Annotated in this window: 20 protein-coding genes; 10 read left to right on the forward strand and 10 right to left on the reverse strand. The window is 67.2% G+C overall.

What is annotated here, in order from left to right:
- Nucleotides 1-5 precede the first annotated feature (5 nt).
- The 8 genes from Sa4125_RS20680 (at nucleotide 6) to Sa4125_RS20715 (ending at nucleotide 8263) form a co-directional block, all read left to right on the forward strand.
- On the forward strand, nucleotides 6-1295 hold the full coding sequence (locus tag Sa4125_RS20680) for a glutamate-5-semialdehyde dehydrogenase (RefSeq protein WP_224001200.1): 1290 nt from the start codon (nucleotides 6-8) through the stop codon (nucleotides 1293-1295).
- Between the two features lie 53 nt (nucleotides 1296-1348).
- On the forward strand, nucleotides 1349-1972 hold the full coding sequence (locus tag Sa4125_RS20685) for a nicotinate-nucleotide adenylyltransferase (RefSeq protein WP_224008085.1): 624 nt from the start codon (nucleotides 1349-1351) through the stop codon (nucleotides 1970-1972).
- 110 nt (nucleotides 1973-2082) lie between these two features.
- A complete protein-coding gene (gene rsfS / locus Sa4125_RS20690) occupies nucleotides 2083-2472 on the forward strand; it encodes a ribosome silencing factor (RefSeq protein ID WP_224008088.1) in 390 nt (129 codons plus the stop codon).
- A 99-nt stretch (nucleotides 2473-2571) separates the two neighbouring features.
- Nucleotides 2572-3054 (forward strand): 23S rRNA (pseudouridine(1915)-N(3))-methyltransferase RlmH, encoded by a 483-nt coding sequence (gene rlmH / locus Sa4125_RS20695; protein WP_224001202.1) that lies wholly within the window; start codon nucleotides 2572-2574, stop codon nucleotides 3052-3054.
- Between the two features lie 341 nt (nucleotides 3055-3395).
- Nucleotides 3396-4952: a peptidoglycan DD-metalloendopeptidase family protein gene (locus Sa4125_RS20700; RefSeq protein WP_224001204.1), complete on the forward strand. Its 1557-nt coding sequence runs from the start codon at nucleotides 3396-3398 to the stop codon at nucleotides 4950-4952.
- A complete protein-coding gene (locus tag Sa4125_RS20705) occupies nucleotides 4942-6285 on the forward strand; it encodes a S41 family peptidase (protein WP_224001206.1) in 1344 nt (447 codons plus the stop codon). The genes Sa4125_RS20700 and Sa4125_RS20705 overlap by 11 nt, the downstream gene beginning before the upstream one ends.
- A gap of 114 nt (nucleotides 6286-6399) precedes the next feature.
- Nucleotides 6400-7581 (forward strand): divergent polysaccharide deacetylase family protein, encoded by a 1182-nt coding sequence (locus Sa4125_RS20710; protein ID WP_224001208.1) that lies wholly within the window; start codon nucleotides 6400-6402, stop codon nucleotides 7579-7581.
- A gap of 166 nt (nucleotides 7582-7747) precedes the next feature.
- Nucleotides 7748-8263, forward strand: a complete 516-nt coding sequence (locus tag Sa4125_RS20715) for an RNA pyrophosphohydrolase (protein WP_224001210.1) — start codon at nucleotides 7748-7750, stop codon at nucleotides 8261-8263.
- A gap of 224 nt (nucleotides 8264-8487) precedes the next feature.
- On the opposite strand, the gene Sa4125_RS20720 is transcribed toward Sa4125_RS20715, so the two are convergent.
- From Sa4125_RS20720 to Sa4125_RS20755, 8 genes are all read right to left on the reverse strand, one after another.
- A complete protein-coding gene (locus Sa4125_RS20720; RefSeq protein WP_224001212.1) occupies nucleotides 8488-8892 on the reverse strand; it encodes a F0F1 ATP synthase subunit epsilon in 405 nt (134 codons plus the stop codon).
- On the reverse strand, nucleotides 8882-9079 hold the full coding sequence (locus Sa4125_RS20725; protein ID WP_224001214.1) for a glutathione S-transferase: 198 nt from the start codon (nucleotides 9077-9079) through the stop codon (nucleotides 8882-8884). Before Sa4125_RS20725 ends, Sa4125_RS20720 begins: the two co-directional genes overlap by 11 nt.
- Before the next feature lie 2 nt (nucleotides 9080-9081).
- Nucleotides 9082-10530, reverse strand: coding sequence for a F0F1 ATP synthase subunit beta (gene atpD, locus Sa4125_RS20730; RefSeq protein WP_224001216.1), 1449 nt, complete (start codon nucleotides 10528-10530; stop codon nucleotides 9082-9084).
- Nucleotides 10531-10559: 29 nt separating this feature from the next.
- Nucleotides 10560-11435, reverse strand: coding sequence for a F0F1 ATP synthase subunit gamma (locus Sa4125_RS20735; protein ID WP_224001224.1), 876 nt, complete (start codon nucleotides 11433-11435; stop codon nucleotides 10560-10562).
- A 35-nt stretch (nucleotides 11436-11470) separates the two neighbouring features.
- Nucleotides 11471-13000: a F0F1 ATP synthase subunit alpha gene (atpA, locus tag Sa4125_RS20740; protein ID WP_224001226.1), complete on the reverse strand. Its 1530-nt coding sequence runs from the start codon at nucleotides 12998-13000 to the stop codon at nucleotides 11471-11473.
- Nucleotides 13000-13560 (reverse strand): F0F1 ATP synthase subunit delta, encoded by a 561-nt coding sequence (locus tag Sa4125_RS20745; protein WP_224001228.1) that lies wholly within the window; start codon nucleotides 13558-13560, stop codon nucleotides 13000-13002. The genes atpA and Sa4125_RS20745 overlap by 1 nt, the downstream gene beginning before the upstream one ends.
- A gap of 257 nt (nucleotides 13561-13817) precedes the next feature.
- Nucleotides 13818-14213 (reverse strand): DUF4345 domain-containing protein, encoded by a 396-nt coding sequence (locus Sa4125_RS20750; RefSeq protein WP_224001230.1) that lies wholly within the window; start codon nucleotides 14211-14213, stop codon nucleotides 13818-13820.
- 130 nt (nucleotides 14214-14343) lie between these two features.
- Nucleotides 14344-16539: a primosomal protein N' gene (locus Sa4125_RS20755; RefSeq protein ID WP_224001232.1), complete on the reverse strand. Its 2196-nt coding sequence runs from the start codon at nucleotides 16537-16539 to the stop codon at nucleotides 14344-14346.
- 115 nt (nucleotides 16540-16654) lie between these two features.
- Between Sa4125_RS20755 and Sa4125_RS20760 the strand changes: the two genes are divergently transcribed.
- Nucleotides 16655-17359 carry an SDR family oxidoreductase gene (locus Sa4125_RS20760; protein ID WP_224001234.1) on the forward strand — a complete coding sequence of 235 codons (705 nt, stop codon included), beginning with the start codon at nucleotides 16655-16657 and terminating at the stop codon, nucleotides 17357-17359.
- A 77-nt stretch (nucleotides 17360-17436) separates the two neighbouring features.
- Nucleotides 17437-18090, forward strand: a complete 654-nt coding sequence (fsa, locus tag Sa4125_RS20765; RefSeq protein ID WP_224001236.1) for a fructose-6-phosphate aldolase — start codon at nucleotides 17437-17439, stop codon at nucleotides 18088-18090.
- Nucleotides 18091-18199: 109 nt separating this feature from the next.
- Here fsa and Sa4125_RS20770 read toward each other — a convergent pair whose 3' ends face one another.
- Both Sa4125_RS20770 and dps read right to left on the reverse strand, forming a co-directional pair.
- Complete coding sequence (locus Sa4125_RS20770) at nucleotides 18200-19315, reverse strand: FAD-dependent oxidoreductase (RefSeq protein WP_224001238.1); 1116 nt, start codon at nucleotides 19313-19315, stop codon at nucleotides 18200-18202.
- Between the two features lie 170 nt (nucleotides 19316-19485).
- Nucleotides 19486-20007 carry a DNA starvation/stationary phase protection protein Dps gene (gene dps, locus Sa4125_RS20775; protein ID WP_224001240.1) on the reverse strand — a complete coding sequence of 174 codons (522 nt, stop codon included), beginning with the start codon at nucleotides 20005-20007 and terminating at the stop codon, nucleotides 19486-19488.
- Nucleotides 20008-20057 lie beyond the last annotated feature (50 nt).

Here is a 20057-nt window from a genome sequence, read left to right on the forward strand (position 1 = left end):
AAATCATGCTGGACAAGGTTGCGCTTTGCCGGACTGAAGACGTGGCCGTCCTGATGCAGGCGATCGGCACCCGTGCCCGCAAGGCCGCGCGGGTTCTGGCCCTGGCGCCGACGGCGCAGAAGAACGCCGCGCTGGAAGCCATGGCGGTTGCCGTGACGGAGGAGAGCGCTTCGATCCTTGCCGCGAACGCCTTGGACGTCGCCGATGCGAAGGCCGCTGGACTGACGCCCGCCCTCATCGACCGCCTGACGCTTGATCCCTCCCGTATTGCGGCGATGGCCGCCGCGCTCCGGGAGGTCGCTGCGCTCGCCGATCCCGTCGGCGCGGCGATCGCCGCCTGGGATCGTCCGAACGGCCTGCAGATTTCCCGCGTGCGCACGCCGCTCGGCGTCGTCGGCGTCATCTACGAGAGCCGGCCGAACGTCACCGCCGATGCCGGGGCGCTGTGCCTGAAGGCCGGCAATGCCGTGATCCTGCGCGGCGGCTCGGATTCGGCCCGTTCGTCCGCGGCGATCCACCAGGCGCTCGTCACCGGCCTGCAGCAGGCCGGCCTGCCCGAGGACGCGATCCAACGCGTGCCGACCACCGACCGGGCCGCCGTCGGGGAGATGCTGCAAGGCCTTGGCGGCAGCATCGACGTGATCGTGCCCCGCGGCGGCCGCTCGCTGGTCGAACGCGTGCAGCGCGAGGCCCGCGTGCCGGTCTTTGCCCATCTCGAGGGGCTCAACCACGTCTACATCGACGGCGCGGCGGATCTCGCGATGGCCATCGACGTCACCGTCAATTCCAAGATGCGCCGGACCGGCGTCTGCGGCTCGGCGGAAACGCTGCTCGTGGACCGCAAGGCAGCGGCGACCCATCTCGCGCCTGTTCTCGACGCGCTTGGCCGGGCCGGCTGCGAGATCCGGGGCACCGCCGAGGTCACGGCGCTCTATCCCCTGGCGAGCCTGGCGAGCCCGGAGGATTTCGACACCGAATATCTCGATGCGATCATTTCGGTCGCCCTCGTCGACGGCGTCGAAGGCGCCATCGGCTTCATCGCGCAGCACTCCTCGCACCATACCGAGGCGATCGTCACCGACGATGCCGAGGCCGCCGCGCGTTTTCTCTCGGGCATCGACTCGGCGATCCTCCTCCACAATGCCTCGACCCAGTTCGCCGACGGCGGCGAATTCGGCATGGGTGCGGAGATCGGCATCGCCACGGGCAAGATGCATGCGCGCGGGCCGGTCGGGGTCGAGCAGTTGACGAGCTTCAACTACCGCGTCACCGGCACCGGTCAGACCCGCCCGTGACACTCCATGTCGCCCAGGACCGTCGCGACAGCGTGGCGACGACGGTTCGGGGTGTGGCGGCGGCCGACCTCCGGTTGCCGCATACCGAAAGCGGCATGACCGTCGGCCTGTTTGGCGGGTCCTTCGATCCGCCGCATGCCGGTCATCTGCTTGTCGCCGAAACGGCGCTGCGGCGCCTGCAGCTCGACCGTCTCTGGTGGATGGTCACCCCCGGCAACCCGCTGAAGCGGCACGAGCGCGCGCACTCGCTGGGCGAGCGCATCGCCGCCTCGCGGCGGATTGCCCGCGATCCGCACATCGACGTCACCGCCTTCGAGGTCGCTCACCGGATCCGCTACACCGCCGACACGCTGGCGCTGGTGCGCCGGCGTCGGCCGGACGTCAATTTCGTCTGGATCATGGGCGCCGACAGCCTTGCGAGCTTCCACCGCTGGCAGGACTGGCGCGGCATTGCCCGGACGATGCCGATCGCCGTCGTCGACCGGCCGGGCGCGACGCTGTCGATCCTGTCCTCGCCCATGGCCAAGACCTTCGCGCGATTCCGCCTCGGCGAGGAAAATGCTTCCGCCCTGCCCTTCCGCAAGGCTCCCGCATGGGTGTTCCTGCATGGTCCACGCTCCCCCCTTTCGTCCACCGCCCTGCGGTCGGGAGGGGGCATTGCGGACCGCCGGTCTTGAAACCGACACCGATGACTGCCACTGTTAACCCACGGGCAGGACATGATGTCCTCTCCCCGTTTCGAAAAGGAAGAACGACACTGAGAACTGCCCTGGATTCGGAAGACGCCCTGTTGAGCGCTGCTTCCGAGGGTGCCCCGAGCGATCCGTCGCCGCAGCGCGCCGCCATCGACGTCGTCATCTCGAGTCTCGAGGACTCGAAAGGCGAAGAAATCCTGACCATCGATCTCAAGGGAAAGTCGGCCCTGGCCGATTACCTCGTCATCGTTTCCGGCCGCTCCAACCGTCATGTCTCCGCCGTCGCCGAGCACGTCCTCTCCGATCTCAAGGAGGGCGGGCATGGCTCGTGCAAGGTCGAGGGCCTGCAGAACGGCGACTGGGTCCTGATCGATGCGGGCGACATCATCGTCCACATCTTCCGCCCCGAGGTTCGCGCCTTCTACAATCTCGAAAAGATGTGGTCGGTGGGCGGTGACGCCGGAGACGCGACGGTCCATTGATCGGACACAGCCGCGTCTTGCCGGCCATGGCGATGCGCGACGGGAACCGGTGATGGCAGACGGACGTGACAGGACTCGGCCAGTGGAAGCACGCGGCCGATGCGCCTGACGGTTGCGGCGATCGGCCGGATGAAATCCGGCCCCGAACGCGAACTGGCCGACCGCTATATCGGCCGCCTCGGCAAGAGCGGCGGCCCCCTTGGGCTCGATTTTGCCGGGCTCAGCGAATATCCGGAATCGCGCGCCGGCACCGTCGCCGAACGCAAGCGCGACGAAGCGGTGCGGCTGGTCGCAGGCCTTGCCGACAAGACCGTGCTCGTCGTCCTCGACGAGACCGGCAAGACACTGTCTTCGGAAGGCTTTGCCGCGGAGCTGGCGCAGCTTCGGGACGAAGGCGTGCGCGACCTGGCTCTCCTCATCGGCGGACCGGACGGTCTCGACCCGGAGCTTCGCGCACGGGCGCGTCTCGTCCTGTCGCTCGGGCGCATGACCTTCCCCCATCAGATCGCCCGCATGCTCCTCGCCGAGCAGATCTATCGCGCCACCACCATTCTCTCCGGCCATCCCTACCACCGGGCTTGAACCGAGCTGCCGGCCGCCTGGAACCGACTGACGGCGAACGCGAAGGCTGGCTGCGGGCAAGGCCACGCAAATTGTCCGGCTGACGACGCGCTTCCCTGCCGTGTCATGAAAGGGGCCCCATTCCGCGCCAAGCATGCTGGAACGGCTCCTGGCTTGCGGCATCATGGTCGCCGACAGGCTGGCCGGCTTGTGGCATGCTGCGGCTGACGGACCGATCCGGCTTTGCATGGTTGATGCATTGTTAAGATGCCCGCTCTATTCTCGGCGCGAGGTCCCGCGCGACTGCAAAGACCATCACTGTCCCAGAGGCGATCTTGCAAAACAGAGCCCCGACGAAACGAGTGACACGCGGCGCGGAGCGGATGCGCGCCCTCAGTCTTGCCCTCGCCGCCGGCCTCCCCCTCTGGATCGCTTTGCCCGTGCACGCGGAGACGCCGCCGGCGCCCCCCGCGGCCAGCGACGATTCCGTCAGCCGCGTCCTCATCCTCGAAAACGAGCGCCAGAAGACCGCGGCCGAGCTCGCCAGCCTGACGAGCCAGATTTCGCTGACCGAGGAAAACGTCACGGCCCTCGACGCGGAAATCGCGGCCCTGGCACAGGATCGCGACAAGATCCGCACCGCGATGATCGCGGCTGCCGCAGCGCAAAAGAGCGTCGAGAAGGACATCGCTGCGACCGAGGGACGCATCGATGCGCTCGCCGGCGACGAAGCGGGGCTGAAGGCCTCCCTGCGCAAGCGCCGGGGCCTTCTCGCCGAGGTGCTGGCCGCCCTCGAGCGCATGGGCCGCAAGCCACCACCCGCGCTGCTCGTGCGTCCAGACGATGCCCTCGGCTCGGTCAGGAGCGCGATCCTCCTTGGCGCCGTTGTGCCGAAGATCCGCAGCGAGACGGAAAAGCTGGCCGGCGATCTCGAGCAGCTGGCCGCCGTCAAGCGCGAGATCGGCTTGGAGAAGGCGGCCTTCGTCGCCAGCATGACCCGGCAGAAGCAGGAGGAGGCGCGACTGGCGCGGCTGTTCCAGGAAAAGCAGCGGCTGGAGACCGACAGCCGCGACCGACGCCTTGCCGACGCCGCCCGCGCCAGCGAGCTCGCCGCGCGCGCCACCAGCCTTCAGGATCTCATCGCCTCGCTCGAAGCCGAGGCCGAGAGCGCTCGCATCGCGGAGGCCGCCGCCCTGCGGCTTGCCGAGGAACAGCGCCAGCAAGCGGCCCTGCGTGACGCCGAGAACGCACGCCGCATGGCCGAGGTGGCCGCCGCGCGGGAGAAGGCGCTTCTCCTGGCGCAGGAGGCGCCCAAGGGCCCGGACGAGCGCGGCTCGGCGCCGGGCGCCACGGCGCCCGCGCCGGTGGTCGTCGCCGCCCTGCCGCCGGCGGTTCCAGAACCCGAAGCCGCCAAGACATACGATCTTGCCTCACTTCGGCGTGAGATGACCTCGATAGAACCCGCCGCCCCATTTTCGACAATGAAGGGTCGTCTCACCATACCTGTATCCGGGCGGCTGCAGGTCGGTTACGGCGCAAGTGATGGCATAGGGCGGCCGTCGGCGGGTCTTGCCTTCGCGACGCGCGCGGGCGACGTCGTGACGGCTCCGGCAGACGGTAGGGTCCTGTATTCAGGGCCGTTCCGCTCCTATGGGCAGCTCTTGATACTTGACGGCGGCGACGGCTATCATGTTGTGTTGGCGGGCATGAGCCAGATCGACGTCGGGGTCGGTCAGTTCGTGTTGGCAGGAGAGCCGGTGGCGGTGATGGGCGCACGTCGGCTGGCGAGCGCCGTTGCGGCCGACTTCGATGCATCTGCCCCGACGCTTTACGTAGAATTTCGCAAGGACGGGACACCGGTGGATCCGGCTCCTTGGTGGTCGGAAGAACCTTCTGGAAGGACGAGGAATGATTCGTAAGCTCTCGATACTCTTCGCCGGTGCGCTCATGGGTGCCACGGCGATGACCGTCTTTGTCGGGCAGCAGTCCGGCGTCGCGAACGCCGCGGGCTCCGACACCTATCGGCAGCTGGCGATCTTCGGCGACGTCTTCGAGCGGGTTCGGGCTCAGTATGTCGACGTTCCCGACGACCAGAAGCTGGTCGAGACCGCGATCAACGGCATGCTGACCCAGCTCGACCCGCATTCGAGCTACATGAACGCCAAGGAAGCGGCCGACATGCGCACCGAGACGCGCGGCCAGTTCGGTGGGCTCGGCATCGAGGTCACCATGGAGGACGAGCTCGTCAAGGTCGTCTCGCCCTTCGAGGGCACGCCCGCGGACAAGGCCGGCGTCCTCGCCGGCGATCTGATCGCCGAGATCAACGGCGAGCAGGTGCGTGGCCTGACGCTGTCGCAGGCCGTCGAGAAGATGAAGGGCGACATCGGCACCTCGGTGAACCTGACCATCGTGCGGGAAGGCGCGACCAAGCCGATCCGCCTCTCGATCAAGCGCGACGAGATCAAGGTCCCCTCGGTCCGCCACTCCGTCGAGAACGACGTCGGCTACATCAAGCTCCTGAAGTTCAACGAGCAGACGACGGTCGGCATGGAAGAGGCGATCGCCGATATCGAGGAGAAGATCCCGGCCGACAAGCTGAAGGGCTTCATCCTCGATCTCCGCCGCAATCCGGGCGGCCTGCTCGACGAGGCGGTCAGCGTCTCCGACGCCTTCCTCGACAATGGCGAGATCGTTTCGACCAGAGGCCGCAATCCCGAGGAGACGCGCCGCTACAACGCCCGGACCGGCGACGACATCGGCGGCAAGCCGCTGGTCGTTCTCGTCAACGGCGGTTCGGCCTCGGCCTCCGAGATCGTCGCCGGCGCCCTGCAGGACCAGCGTCGCGCCACGGTCGTCGGCTCGCGTTCGTTCGGCAAGGGTTCCGTCCAGACCATCATTCCGCTTGGCGCCAATGGTGCCCTGCGACTGACGACGGCGCTCTATTACACCCCGTCCGGCCGCTCGATCCAGGGCCGTGGCATCGACCCGGACATCGGCGTCGAGCAGCCACTGCCGGACGACATCAAGAAGCAGATGGGTCTCGACGCCGATGACGAGGTGACGCGCGGCGAATCCTCCCTGCGCGGCCACATCACCGGCAACGAGGAAAACGAGGAAGGGTCGGGTTCGCTCGATTACGTCCCGCCGGAGCAGAAGGACGACCTGCAGATGCAGTACGCCCTCGACCTTCTGCGCGGCGTCAAGACCGATGCCGCCTTCCCGCCCAAGGCCGACAAGCGCGCGGCCAAGTAAGCTATCGCTTGCATGCAAGGCCCCGACACTGTTGCAGTGCCGGGGCCTTTTCGTGCACAGACGTCCGGTGCCCGTCCGCCCGAGCCCCGGTCCAGCCCCGAGCGATACAACGCCATGATGCTCGATGATCTCGCCCGGCCACTCGGCCGCGATCTCAAACGACCGGTCAAGCCGCCCCGCCGACGCGGTGAGCGGATCGTCGCCGTCGCTGCCCTCGTGGCCATCCTCGGCGGCTCGCTGGCAACGGCCCTGTCGAAACCTCCGCTTCGCCATGCCGACGTCTTTGCCGAGGCCGAGGCCAAGCGCATGGCGGCACTCGCGGCGGAAGCCGCCGCGCCCGCGCCGCTCCGTCCGCTGCCGCCGACCGCCCGCGTCCAGTCAGCACCGCTCGTCGATCCCTCGCTGCCGACCGTCACCTATCCGCCCGGCGAGACCGGACGGGCCGGGCAGCTCGTCACCGTCAGCGATCCGTCATCGCGGCGCCAGGCCCCGACCCTTGCCCATATCCCCGACGACGCGCTCATCGAGCCCGGCCGGGACGGGTCGCTGCCGATCCGTGGCGCGGACGGCCGTCGACCCTTCGACGTCTATTCCATCCAACCGTCGAGCAGCGTCGGGACGCGCGTCGCGATCGTCGTCGGCGGCCTCGGCATCAGCCAGACCGGAACACAGGCGGCCATCCGCAAGCTGCCCCCCAGCGTGACACTCGGCCTTTCCCCCGCCGGCAACAGCCTCGACCGCTGGATGCAGGATGCGCGGCGGAATGGTCATGAACTCGTGCTGCAGGTTCCGATGGAGCCCTTCGGCTATCCCCAGACCTCGCCCGGCGAACACACGCTGACGGCAGAAGACGCGGCCGCCGGGAGCTTCTCGGCGCTCGACTGGTCGCTCGGGCGGGTCACCAACTATGTCGGCGTCATGAACTACATGGGCGCCCGCCTCACCGCCGATCCCGCGGCGCTGAGGCCCCTGGCGAGCGAACTCGCGCGCCGGGGCCTGATGTTCCTCGACGACGCCAGTTCTGCCCGGAGCGTCGCCCGCGACGTCGCGCGCGAGACCGGCACCGTCTTCGCCGCTGCCGACGTCCTTCTCGACGCCAGCCAGGACAAGGCATCGATCGAGGCGGAGCTGGCGACGCTCGAGCGCGTCGCGCGGGCCAATGGCAGCGCGATCGGTGTCGCCTCCGCCTTCGACGTCTCGGTGGCGGCGATCGCCGATTGGGTCAAGGCGGCCGAGGCACGCGGCGTCAAGGTGGTTCCGATCTCCGCCCTCGCGAGCGATCCCGAAAACCGCTGAGCCTTGCAGCCACCCCTCCTTCACCGATAAACCGGGTTGAGGTTTGCGCCGGGCCTTTCGGGAGATCTGCCGAAAACGCCCGAAGCGCCAAGTCCCGGTTTGCCGCGTCGGATACTGCAAAAAACCGGATCCCCCTTTTCGCCCGGCGCTCAACGGAGAATGCAAGATGACCAAGCGTGACGCGACGGACCTGCCCTATCGCCCCTGCGTCGGCATCATGGTGCTGAACGCCGAGGGCCGCGTTTGGGTCGGGCGCCGGCTCGTCGAGGAAAAGGGCGAGATGGAGGGCGCGACGGCCCTCTGGCAGATGCCGCAGGGCGGGATCGACCGGGACGAAGACCCGCTCGCCGCAGCCCATCGCGAACTCTACGAGGAAACCGGCATGCGCTCCGTCCAGCTTCTCGGCCAATCCGCCGGCTGGATCGACTACGACCTTCCCCCGCACCTCGTTGGGATCGCGCTCAAGGGAAAGTATCGCGGCCAGACCCAGAAATGGTTCGCCTTCCGCTTCGAGGGAGACGAGAGCGAGATCGCCATCAACCCGCCACCCGGAGGCCATTCGGCCGAATTCGAAGCCTGGGACTGGAAGTCGATGGACGACGTGTTGACGCTCGTCGTGCCGTTCAAGCGCAGGGTCTATGATCAGGTCGTCACCGAGTTTCGGAAGTTCGAGGCGGCCTGATCCAGAGAGCGCCATTCTTCTCCCCTCCATGGAGTAGGTGGACGCGCAGCGGCCGGAAGAGGGCGACGACCTGTCCCCCTCACCGCCCTGCCGGGCACTTCTCCCCGGTGAGGAGAAGAAGCAGCTCATGCCTCGCGCCGGGGAGATGAATCAGCTTCCGGATACGCACAAAAAAGCCGGCTCGCGCCGGCTTCCGTCGTCTCCGCAGTGGCCTTGACCGGCGCCTACATCCCCAGCGCCGAACGGGCATCCCGCAGCGCCGACAGCTGCTGCTCCGCGCGCGAGCGCGTTTCCGGCGTCTTGGCGTCGGCGACGTCTTCCTCGGCGTCCTTGATCTGACGATCGAGTTCGGCGGGATTCATCTCCTCGACCGGCACGGCATGCTCGGCGAGAACGATCATCGCGGCATTCGTGATGTCGGCGAAACCGCCGCGAACATAGAAGCGGCGGTCGATGCCCCCGGCGGTCGTCACCACGACGACGCCCGGCTTCAGCGTGCTCATCACAGGCGAATGACCCGCCATCACCGTCATGTAGCCGTCGGTGCCGGGCGCGAGGATCGCGGTCGCCGCTTCCGACACCAGCAGGCGCTCGGGGGACACGAGCTCGAACTGAAAACTATCCGCCATGGTCAGCCTGCTGGTTGAGCGCGCCCTCGAAATGGGTGAGCGCCGTGTCGAACTTGTCGCGGCAGCCGGGATTGCAGAAACCGACCACCGCGCCCTTGTAGAGCGTCAGGGAATCCGGCGAAACCGGCTTTCCCGACCAGGGGCACACATCGTTGACGGCGTCTTCGATGCGGTGCCCTTGCGTCATCGTCAGGCGGCGTCGGCGGCGAGCTTCTTCGCCTTCTCGATGGCCATCTCGATCGAGCCGACCATGTAGAAGGCGGCTTCCGGCAGGTGATCGTACTCGCCGTTGACCAGGCCCTTGAAGCTCTTGATCGTGTCCTCGAGCGGCACCAGCTGGCCCGGCGCGCCGGTGAAGATCTGCGCGACGAAGAAGGGTTGGCTGAGGAAGCGCTCGACCTTGCGGGCGCGCGCCACCGTCAGCTTGTCCTCTTCCGACAGCTCGTCCATGCCGAGAATGGCGATGATGTCCTGCAGCGACTTGTAGCGCTGCAGCGTCTCCTGCACCTGGCGGGCAACGGTGTAGTGCTCCTCGCCGAGGATCATCGGAGACAGCATGCGCGAGGTCGAATCCAGCGGATCCACCGCGGGGTAGATGCCCTTCTCCGAAATCGCGCGCGACAGAACCGTCGTCGCATCGAGATGCGCGAACGAGGTTGCCGGCGCCGGGTCGGTCAGATCGTCGGCAGGCACGTAGATCGCCTGCACCGAGGTGATCGAGCCCTTGGTCGTCGTCGTGATGCGCTCCTGCATCTGGCCCATGTCGGTCGCCAGCGTCGGCTGGTAGCCCACCGCGGACGGAATACGGCCGAGCAGAGCGGACACTTCCGAGCCGGCCTGCGTGAAGCGGAAGATGTTGTCGACGAAGAACAGAACGTCCTGGCCCTGGTCGCGGAAATGCTCGGCGATGGTGAGGCCGGTCAAAGCGACGCGGGCACGGGCGCCCGGCGGCTCGTTCATCTGGCCGTAGACGAGGGCCGCCTTGGAACCTTCGGTGGAGCCGCCGTTCTCATGCGGGTCCTTGTTCACGCCGGACTCGATCATCTCGTAATAGAGATCGTTGCCCTCGCGGGTACGCTCGCCGACGCCGGCGAACACCGAGTAACCGCCATGGGCACGGGCGATGTTGTTGATCAGTTCCTGGATCAGAACGGTCTTGCCGACGCCGGCGCCGCCGAACAGGCCGATCTTGCCGCCGCGGGCGTAGGGGGCGAGCAGGTCGATGACCTTGATGCCGGTGACCAGGATCTGGCTCTCTGGCGACTGGTCGATATAGGGAGGCGCCGGCTGGTGGATGCCGCGCTTCTGCGAGAAGGCGATCGGGCCGACGTCGTCGATCGGCTCGCCGATGACGTTCATGATGCGACCGAGCGTGCCGTCGCCGACCGGAACCTGGATCGGCTCGCCGGTGTCGATCACGGGCTGGCCGCGCACGAGGCCCTCGGTCAGATCCATGGCGATCGTGCGCACGGTGTTCTCGCCGAGGTGCTGCGCGACCTCGAGCACGAGCCGGTTGCCGTTGTTCGTCGTCTCCAGCGCGTTCAGGATCGCCGGGAGCGGTCCGTCGAACGACACGTCGACGACGGCGCCGATGACCTGCGCGACGCGGCCGGTCGCCTGTCCATTGATGTCAGCCATATCCGGCCTCCTTCTTCAATAAAGGGTCGTCAGAGCGCTTCGGCGCCCGCGATGATTTCGATCAGTTCGGTCGTGATCTTGGCCTGCCGCTGACGGTTGTAGACGAGGGTCAGGGCCTTGATCATGTCGCCGGCATTGCGCGTGGCGTTGTCCATCGCGGTCATCCGCGCGCCTTGCTCGGAAGCGGCGTTTTCGAGCAGCGCCCGAAAAATCTGGACCTTGATGTTGCGCGGCAGAAGGTCGGCGAGGATGCCGGCCGGATCCGGCTCGTACTCGTAGACACCGCCGCCGGACGCGACCTGTTCGGCCTCGCCCTCGACAGCTGACGGAATGATGCGCTTGGCCGTCGGCACCTGGCTGATAACGTTCTGGAATTCCGAGAAGAAGATCGTGCAGACGTCGAACTCGCCGGCCTCGAACATCCCCATGACCTTGTCGCCGATGGCCTCGGCATTGGCGAAGCCGATCTGCTTGACGTCACGCAGCTCGATCCGGTCGACGATGCGGCTGCCGAGGTCCCGGCGCATGGCGTCGTAGCCCTTCTTGCCGACGGACAGGATCTTGACCGTCTTGCCCTGGCTTTCCAGCTCGCGCGCATGCTGGCGCACCAGCCGCACGATCTGGGCGTTGAAGCCGCCTGCAAGCCCGCGATCCGACGCGAACACGACGAGGAGGTGCGTGTCCTCCTTGCCGGTTCCCGTCATCAGCAGCGGCGCGTCGCCTTCCATGGCGCTCGCGATATTGGCCATGACCGCCGTGATCCGCTCCGAATAGGGGCGGGCAGCCTCGGCGGCCTCCTGGGCGCGACGAAGCTTCGCCGCCGCGACCATCTGCATGGCCTTGGTGATCTTCTGCGTTGCCTTGACGGAGGCGATGCGATTTCGCAGATCCTTGAGCGAAGCCATGGTCTGGAACTGTCTCCCGCTTTTTCTTTATCGCCTCAGGCGAAGCTTTTGGCGAACTGGTCGAGCGCCGACTTCAGCTTCGTGCGGGTATCGTCGGTGATCTGCTTGTCGTCGCGGATGGCGTCGAGGATCGCCTTGTTCTCGCCGCGCATGCAGGCAAGCAGGCCCTGTTCGAACGGGCCGACATCGGAGACCTTCAGCTTGTCGAGATAGCCCTGCGTTCCCGCGAAGATCACGACAACCTGCTCTTCCGTCTTCAGCGGCGAGAACTGCGGCTGCTTCAGGAGTTCGGTCAGGCGCGCGCCGCGATTGAGGAGGCGCTGCGTCGAGGCGTCGAGATCGGAACCAAACTGCGCGAAGGCCGCCATCTCGCGGTACTGCGCGAGCTCGCCCTTGATCGATCCGGCGACCTGTTTCATCGCCTTGATCTGCGCGGAGGATCCGACGCGGGAGACGGAGAGGCCGACGTTCACCGCCGGGCGGATGCCCTGGTAGAACAGGTTGGTCTCGAGGAAGATCTGGCCGTCGGTGATCGAGATCACATTGGTCGGGATGTAGGCGGACACGTCGTTCGCCTGCGTCTCGATGACCGGCAGGGCCGTCAGCGAGCCCGCGCCATTGGCCTCGTTCAGCTTGGCGGCGCGCTCGAGCAGGCGCGAATGCAGGTAGAAGACGTCGCCCGGATAGGCTTCGCGGCCCGGCGGACGGCGCAGGAGCAGCGACATCTGACGGTAGGCGACGGCCTGCTTCGACAGATCGTCATAGCCGATCACGGCATGCATGCCGTTGTCGCGGAAATACTCGCCCATGGCGCAGCCGGCAAACGGCGCGATGTACTGCATCGGCGCCGGATCGGAGGCGGTCGCCGCGATGACGATCGAATACTGCATGGCGCCGCGCTCTTCGAGCACGCGCACGAACTGGGCGACGGTCGAGCGCTTCTGGCCGATGGCGACGTAGACGCAGTAGAGGCGATCCTTTTCCGGACCGGTGTCGTGACCCGACTTCTGGTTCAGGAAGGTGTCGAGGAGAATGGCGGTCTTGCCGGTCTGGCGATCGCCGATGACCAGCTCGCGCTGGCCGCGGCCGACCGGGATGAGCGCGTCGATGGCCTTGAGGCCCGTCGACATCGGCTCGTGCACCGACTTGCGCGGCATGATGCCGGGCGCCTTGACGTCGACGCGGCGGCGCTCGGTGTGCTCGATCGGGCCCTTGCCGTCGATCGGATTGCCGAGACCGTCGACGACGCGGCCGAGAAGGCCCATGCCGACCGGCACATCGACGATCGCGCCGGTGCGCTTGACGATGTCGCCTTCCTTGATGTCGCGGTCGGAGCCGAACAAGACGACGCCGACATTGTCGGATTCGAGGTTCAGCGCCATGCCGCGCACGCCGCCGGGGAACTCGACCATCTCGCCGGCCTGGCAATTGTCGAGACCGTAGACGCGGGCGATGCCGTCGCCGACCGACAGAACCTGGCCGACTTCCGAGACTTCCGCCTCGTTGCCAAAATTCTTGATCTGGTTTTTCAGGATTGCGGAAATTTCCGCGGCGCGGATGTCCATCAGCCGACCTCTTTCAGCGCAAGCTTAAGCGAATTGAGTTTTGTGCGAAGCGAGGTATCGACCTGTCGCGAGCCGATCTTGACGATCAGGCCTCCGAGGATGGACGGATCGACGCTCTCATGCATGGTGACTGTCTTGCCGGCGTACTGGCCCAGCGCCTCGGCCAGCTCACGCCGCTGCGTGTCGCCGAGCGCATGCGCGCTGATCACCGAGGCATCGACCTCGCCGCGATGCTCGGCGGCCTTCGTGCGGAAACTGCGCACGATGCCGGGAAGCACGAACAGGCGGCGGTTGGTGGCGATGACCTTGAGGAAATTGGCCGTCAGCGGGCTGGCCCCGACGGACTGGACGATGGCGGACATCGCCGCCAGCTGCTCTGCCGAGGTAAAGGCCGGGCTCTCGACCAGACGGCGGAAGTCCGCATTCTCGTCGATAAGGGCCTGGAACTGGTTCAGCTCGGACTCGACAGTGTCGATCGAGCCTTCCTCGCGAGCAAGCTCGAAGAGGGACAGAGCGTAGCGTTCTGCGACTCCCGAGACGGGAGAGGATGATGTTGCCACGGACGACCGCTTCTCTTCCATATTGTTCAGCCCGTCGACCCAATCGCCCTAGCGAAAGCGCCTTAGAGACCTGAAACCGTTAGATTATTTCCGCCAGACCATCTCATTCGAGGCCGATCACATGCGGGAGGCAAGGACCCTCTAGCATAGCGGTTTGCCATCGACAACGCCGGAACGGCTTTGCCGGCGCGAGTTTCGCCGCTTTTTCCGGCACCGCGGGACGATCGGCGGGCAAGGCGGGGTTCCGCATTGGCGGCTCAGCTCGCGACGAGGCCGAAAGCCGCCGCCAGCGGCATGGCCGCCAGGGCCAGTGCGAGAGAGAGCAGCAGCCAGTGATAGACGGTCGAGGCCTTGTCGGAGAGGATCGCGACGAAGCGGCCGAAGGCGGCGAAGAGCCAGGCGGCGCCCAGCACCATCTGCACCATCGGCTGGTCGAAGAGGAGAAGCGACATCACGCCGGTGCCGAGCATGAAGCCGCCGATCGTCGAGCGGGCCTCGGCGACGGCGTCCGGCCGGTTCGGATGCACGGCCAGCCGCAGCGCCCGCAGGGCGACGCCCGGCATGAACAGGGCGAACAGGCCGATCAACGCCGTCACCGCCGCGGCGGCAAAGGCCAGCGTGTCGGCATTCGTCTGTGGCAGGGAGAATTCCATCTTCTGTGTTCCTCGTCGGCGCGGTCGCTCGGATCGCCGCTGACTAGACGCCGCGTCGAGCACGGTAAAGCCTCGAGACACTGATCGGCGTCCGCGACAGTCGGCGGAGGTGCTGCAATAGGCCGCAGCGCTACAGAAAGCTCTGCGGGTCGATGTCGACCTGCACCTGCACGGAGCCCCGCGGCGGGGGCGCGGCGGCGATCATGGCGCGCAGAAAGGCCTGCAGCGGTGCCCGCCGTCCGCCCTGGCACAGCAGGCGAAAGCGGTAGCGCCCCCGCAGCACGGCGAGCGGCGCTTCGGCCGGGCCCAGCACCTCGATCTCGCCATCCTCCCCTGCCGCGCGCCTGAGGGCCCGCCCGTGGTCCTCGGCCTCCTTGCGCGTGTCTGCCGAGATGATGATGCTGGCGAGCCGTCCGAAAGGTGGCAGGCCGGCGCGCTCGCGCTCGCCGATCTCGCGCTCGTAGAATCGCTCCGAGGCACCCGAGGCGATCGCCTGCATCACCGGATGCTCCGGCTGGTAGGTCTGGATCAGGCCGCGGCTGGCCCGCCCGCTGCGGCCCGCGCGGCCGGTCACCTGGTGCAGCAGCTGGAAGGTGCGCTCGGCGGCGCGGGGATCGCCGTTGGACAGGCCGAGATCGGCGTCGACCGCGCCGACAAGCGTCATCAGCGGAAAATGATGGCCTTTGGCGACGAGCTGCGTGCCGATGATGATGTCGGCCTCGCCACCGGCAATGGCGTCGAGCTCGCGCCTCAGCCGCCGCGGTCCCCCGGCGAGATCGGAAGAGAGGAGGATCGTGCGCGCCTCGGGAAAGGCGACGAGCATTTCCTCGGCGATTCGCTCGACGCCCGGGCCGCAGGCGACGAGATGATCGAGCGTGCCGCATTCCGGGCACGAATCCGGCCGGGGCCTGTTGAAGCCGCAGTGATGACACTGCAGCTGGCCTCGCAGCCGGTGGTCGACGAGCCAGGCCGAGCAGTCCGGGCACTGGAAGCGGTGGCCGCAGGAACGGCAGAGCGTCAGCGGCGCATAGCCACGGCGGTTGAGGAAGAGGAGCGCCTGCTCGCCGCGGGCCACCGTCTCGTGGATCGCCGTCAGCAGCACGGGCGAGATGAATTTTCCCCGCGCCGGCGGATGGCGGCGCATGTCGACCAGCGTCAGCGTCGGCAGCGCGGCCTCGCGAAAACGCGCCGCCAGCTGCACATGGCCGTAGCGCTGGCTGCTGGCGTTGACGCGGCTCTCGATCGAGGGCGTCGCGGAGGCGAGAATCGCCGGGAAACCCCCGATCGAGGCGCGCACCACGGCCATGTCGCGGGCGTGGTAGAAAGTGCGCTCCTCCTGCTTGTAGGCGGGGTCGTGCTCCTCGTCGACGATGATGAGACCAAGATTCTGAAAGGGCAGGAACAGCGAGGAACGCGCGCCGGCGACGACCTTCACCCGCCCCTCCGCCACCTGCCGCCAGACCTTCTCGCGCATGCGCGGCGTGACGTCGGAATGCCATTCCGCCGGCGGCGCACCGAAACGCTGGTGGAAACGGTCGATGAAGCTCTGCGTCAGCGCGATCTCGGGCAGGAGGATCAGCACCTGCCGGCCCATCTCCAGCGCCTTCGCCACCGCCTCGAAATAGACCTCCGTCTTTCCCGAACCGGTGACGCCCTCCAGCAAGGTGACGGCAAAGCTCTCGGCCGTCACCGCCGCGACGAGCGCGCGCGCCGCCTCGGCCTGCTCCGCGTTGAGTTCGGCGCGGCCGAAGGCGATGTCCGGCTCGGCGACCGCGGGCGGCGGCGGCAGGCGCACGGGCGCGAAAGCCCCGAGCTTGACGAGGCCCTCGACCACCGAGACGGAGACCCCGGCCGCGTGCGCAAGCCCCGAGCGGGACCAGGCCGGCGCCTCCTCGGCAACCGCCATCACCCGCTCGCGCGCGCCCGTCATCCGCTGCGGCAGGCTGCCGGTCGCGGCAAATCCCTCGATCCAGGGCTCGGGATCGAAGGCGACGGGCGCGCGAAGGGCCATCCGCGCGACGAGGCCGGGGGGCGAGAGCGTGTAGTCGGCGACCCAGTCGATGAAGCGGCGCATCGGTGCATCGAGCGGCGGGCAATCGAAGACATGGGTGATGGCTTTGAGCTTCTTCGGATCGACCGAATCGGTGCCCGCCTCGTCCCAGACGATGCCGGCCACCTGGCGAGGCCCCAGCGGCACCTGCACGATCGAACCCGGCGCGACCTCCATCCCGTCCGGCACGAGATAGGAATAGGGCCGCTCCGTCGGCAGCGGCACCAGCACCGGCACGGTCCTTGCTGGAAAAAGTTGGCCGATGGCGGAGGACATGGTCGAGATGGCAAGGGACCTGGCTTGCCGCAACGGGGGCGGCGGGGAACACTGGGGCAGGCCCGGTCTTACGACCCGGGACGACCGACGAACAGATGAAAAAGGAGCGGGTTGGATGGCACAGGCGAAAGTGGCGATCATCGTCGGCGGCGGCAGCGGCATCGGCGCGGGCGCGGCGCGCAGGCTTGCCGCCGAGGGTTTCGAGGTGGCGATCCTCTCATCCTCCGGCAAGGGCGCGGCGCTGGCCACCGAACTCGGCGGCCTCGGCATGACCGGCTCGAATCTCGAGACCGGCGACCTCGCTCGCCTCGTCGATGCCACGCTCGCACGCTGGGGCCGGATCGATGCCGTCGTCAACAGCGCCGGCCACGGGCCGAAGGGAGAGCTCCTTTCGATCAGCGACGAGGACTGGCACACGGGCCTCGACTTCTACCTTCTCAACGTCATCCGGATGGCCCGTCTGGTGACGCCAGCCATGCAGGCCCAGAAGTCCGGGGCGATCGTCAACATCTCGACCTATGCGACCTTCGAGCCCGAGCCGGCCTTTCCCACCTCGGGCGTCTTTCGCGCCGGGCTCGCCGCCTTTTCAAAGCTCTATGCCGACCAGTATGCCGGTGACGGCATAAGGATGAACAATGTCCTTCCCGGCTTCATCGACAGCCTGCCGGAAAAGGAGGATCGCCGGAAACGCATCCCGATGGGGCGATACGGCACGGTCGGGGAAGTCGCCGACCTCGTCGCCTTCCTCGCGTCGGACCGTGCGCGCTACATCACCGGACAGAACATCCGCATCGATGGCGGCATCACCCGCTCCGTGTAGCGTGAGGCCGCGAAGGTTGCTAAGGGAACGTCGACACTGCGGATGAGAGTTCCGCGCTGCTCGAAGGGAGCTGAACAATGAAATTCTTCGTGGACACGGCCGATATCGGCGAAATCCGGGAAATGAACGAGGCGGGGCTGATCGACGGGGTGACGACCAATCCCTCGCTGATCCTGAAGGCCAATCGCCCGATGCGGGACGTGATCGCCGAGATCTGCGAGTCGGTCGAGGGCCCCGTCTCCGCCGAGGTGACGGCGCTCACCGCCGAGGAGATGATCCGCGAGGGCAAGCTGCTCGCCGCCATCGCCAGCAATGTCTGCATCAAGCTGCCGCTGACGCTCGACGGCCTCAAGGCCTGCAAGGCCCTGACCGACGAGGGCTTCGAGACGAACGTCACGCTCTGCTTCTCGGCGACGCAGGCACTCCTCGCCGCCAAGGCCGGTGCGACCTACGTGTCGCCCTTCATCGGCCGGCTCGACGACATCAACATCAACGGCATGGAGCTGATCGCCGACATCCGGCGCATCTTCGACAACTACGATTTCGAGACGCAGATCCTCGCCGCCTCGATCCGCACCCTCAATCATGTCCGCGAGGCCGCGCTGATCGGCGCCGACGTCGCCACCGTGCCGACCTCGACGCTCCGCGCTTTGGTCAAGCACCCGCTGACCGACAAGGGCCTCGAGACCTTCCTGTCCGACTGGAAGAAGTCGGGGCAGACCATCGCCTGATTTGAGCCTTTGCCAGATCGAACCCCTGCCACACAGGCAGGCGGCGGAAAGAGCACTTTAGAGAAAGAGGCGGCCGGCGACGGTCGCCTTTTTTGTTGGTGCCCGGCGCTCAGTTGCGGGCATAGAGCTTCTGGTAGCGATCGATAAACCGCTGGTCGAGAAAGTGCTTCAGGCCAAGGGCTGCCCGTCCGCCGCACCAGAATGCCGCCCGCATCGCCAGTCCCCGCCCGTCGGCAAGGTCGAGGATCGACAGGGCATGGCGCTGCGGCCGGTAGGTTTCGAGCGGCGAGCCGGCGAGCGTGGCGAGGAGGTTGCGCGCAAGCACGGGCGCGGCGCGCACGCCGTAGACACCGAGTTTCGGCAGGTCGTGCCCCTCGATCGCGGCACAGTCGCCGGCCGCAAAGATCCGGGGATCGTCGATCGATTGCAGCGTCTCGCCAACGCGCAAGCCGGCTTTGCTCGAAGCAATTCCAAGATTGTGGACGACGGGATCGGCTTCGAGCCCAGTCGCCAGAACAAGGTGGTCGAAGGGGACGAGAGCGCCCGAAGACAGGGTCAGGACGCCCGCCTCGGCCGATGCGCCCGCCTCGACCGAGGCAACGGACTGACCCAGATGCACGAGCCCGCCCCGCTTCGCCAGACTGTCGAGCGCCGCCGCCTGCACGCCGCGCGGCGCGGCAGGCACGAGGGTTGCTGCCGCCGAGACCAGCGTCACGGCGATCGGCCGCCCGGCGGCGCGCCTGAGATGAAGGAGGTTGCCGGCCAGTTCGCAGCCCGTCGCTCCGCCGCCGATAATGGCGACCCGCACCGGTCCGCCCTGCGCCGCGAGCTGCTGGCGCAGACTTGCCAGGGCGGCGATCGGTTTTGCCCCCTGTCCGGCTTCGAGCCCTCCGGGCGGGCGAACGGTGCTGCCGATGTTGAAGGACAGGAGATCGAAGCCGAGCCGCTCCCCCGAAGCCAGAAGGATCGCCGAGGCCGCACGGTCGAGCCCGACGACCCGATCGGCGACGAGGCGGATGCCACAGGCGGCGGCCAGACGCGGTGTATCGATGACCGCATGCGCTTCGCCGAAACGGCCGCCCAGAAGACCGCTGCCGCGCCCGGAATACCAGAACCGCCCGGGATCGACGAGCACCAACTCGGCCCCCACTGCCGAAAAGGCGCGGGCGGATCGCACGACTTCAAGATGGGCGTGACCACATCCTGCAAGGACGACGCGGGTCATCGGCAGGCACAGCGGCAAATGCGCGGTCGTCCGATTGTGACGGCCGGGCCTGGCGTGCCGCTCGGCGTGCCGGGCGCCTGCGAGGGCTCAGCCATCTCCGTCCCTCCCACTCCGGATACGAAAAAGGGCGACGCTCGCGCGCCGCCCTCTGATGCCACCCGTCCACCCGATCAGGTCGAATGACCGGCGTCCTCGACCTGGAAATGGCTTTCCAGGAAATACAGGCCGGTGCTGATGCCGCGGCCGACTTCCGTCAACAGATCCGCCGTCAGGTCATCGCCGGCCTCGTCGGCCTCCTCAATACCCTCGATCAGCGCCTTGCCCCAGGCAGCGTAGGAGTCGGACAGCCGACGCAGGTGATCCTCGGACTTCACGATGTCGAGCGGATAGGGTTCGAGGACGGTGTTGGCGGAGGCAGCCTGAACCGTCCCCTGCGCCTGGCCGCCCATACCCGTCATCCGCTCGGCGATGAGGTCGACGAAGACCTCGGTCGCCTCGTGCAGCTCGTCGAAGAGCTTGTGCACGGCGATGAAGTTCATGCCCTTGACGTTCCAGTGCGCCTGCTTGCACTGATAGGACAGGTCGATCGCCGTTCCCAGATGCTTCTGCAGCAATTGCACCATGGCGCCGCGAACGTTTTCCTTCTGCGGGTTCTTGCTGGGATGAAGCGTGGCGGTGGCCGACTTTGCCATGGGTGAGTCCTTTCGATGACGGGAAACCAGCGGCCTATCCCGCTGTATAT

The organism is Aureimonas sp. SA4125, assembly GCF_019973775.1.
GTDB lineage: Bacteria > Pseudomonadota > Alphaproteobacteria > Rhizobiales > Rhizobiaceae > Plantimonas.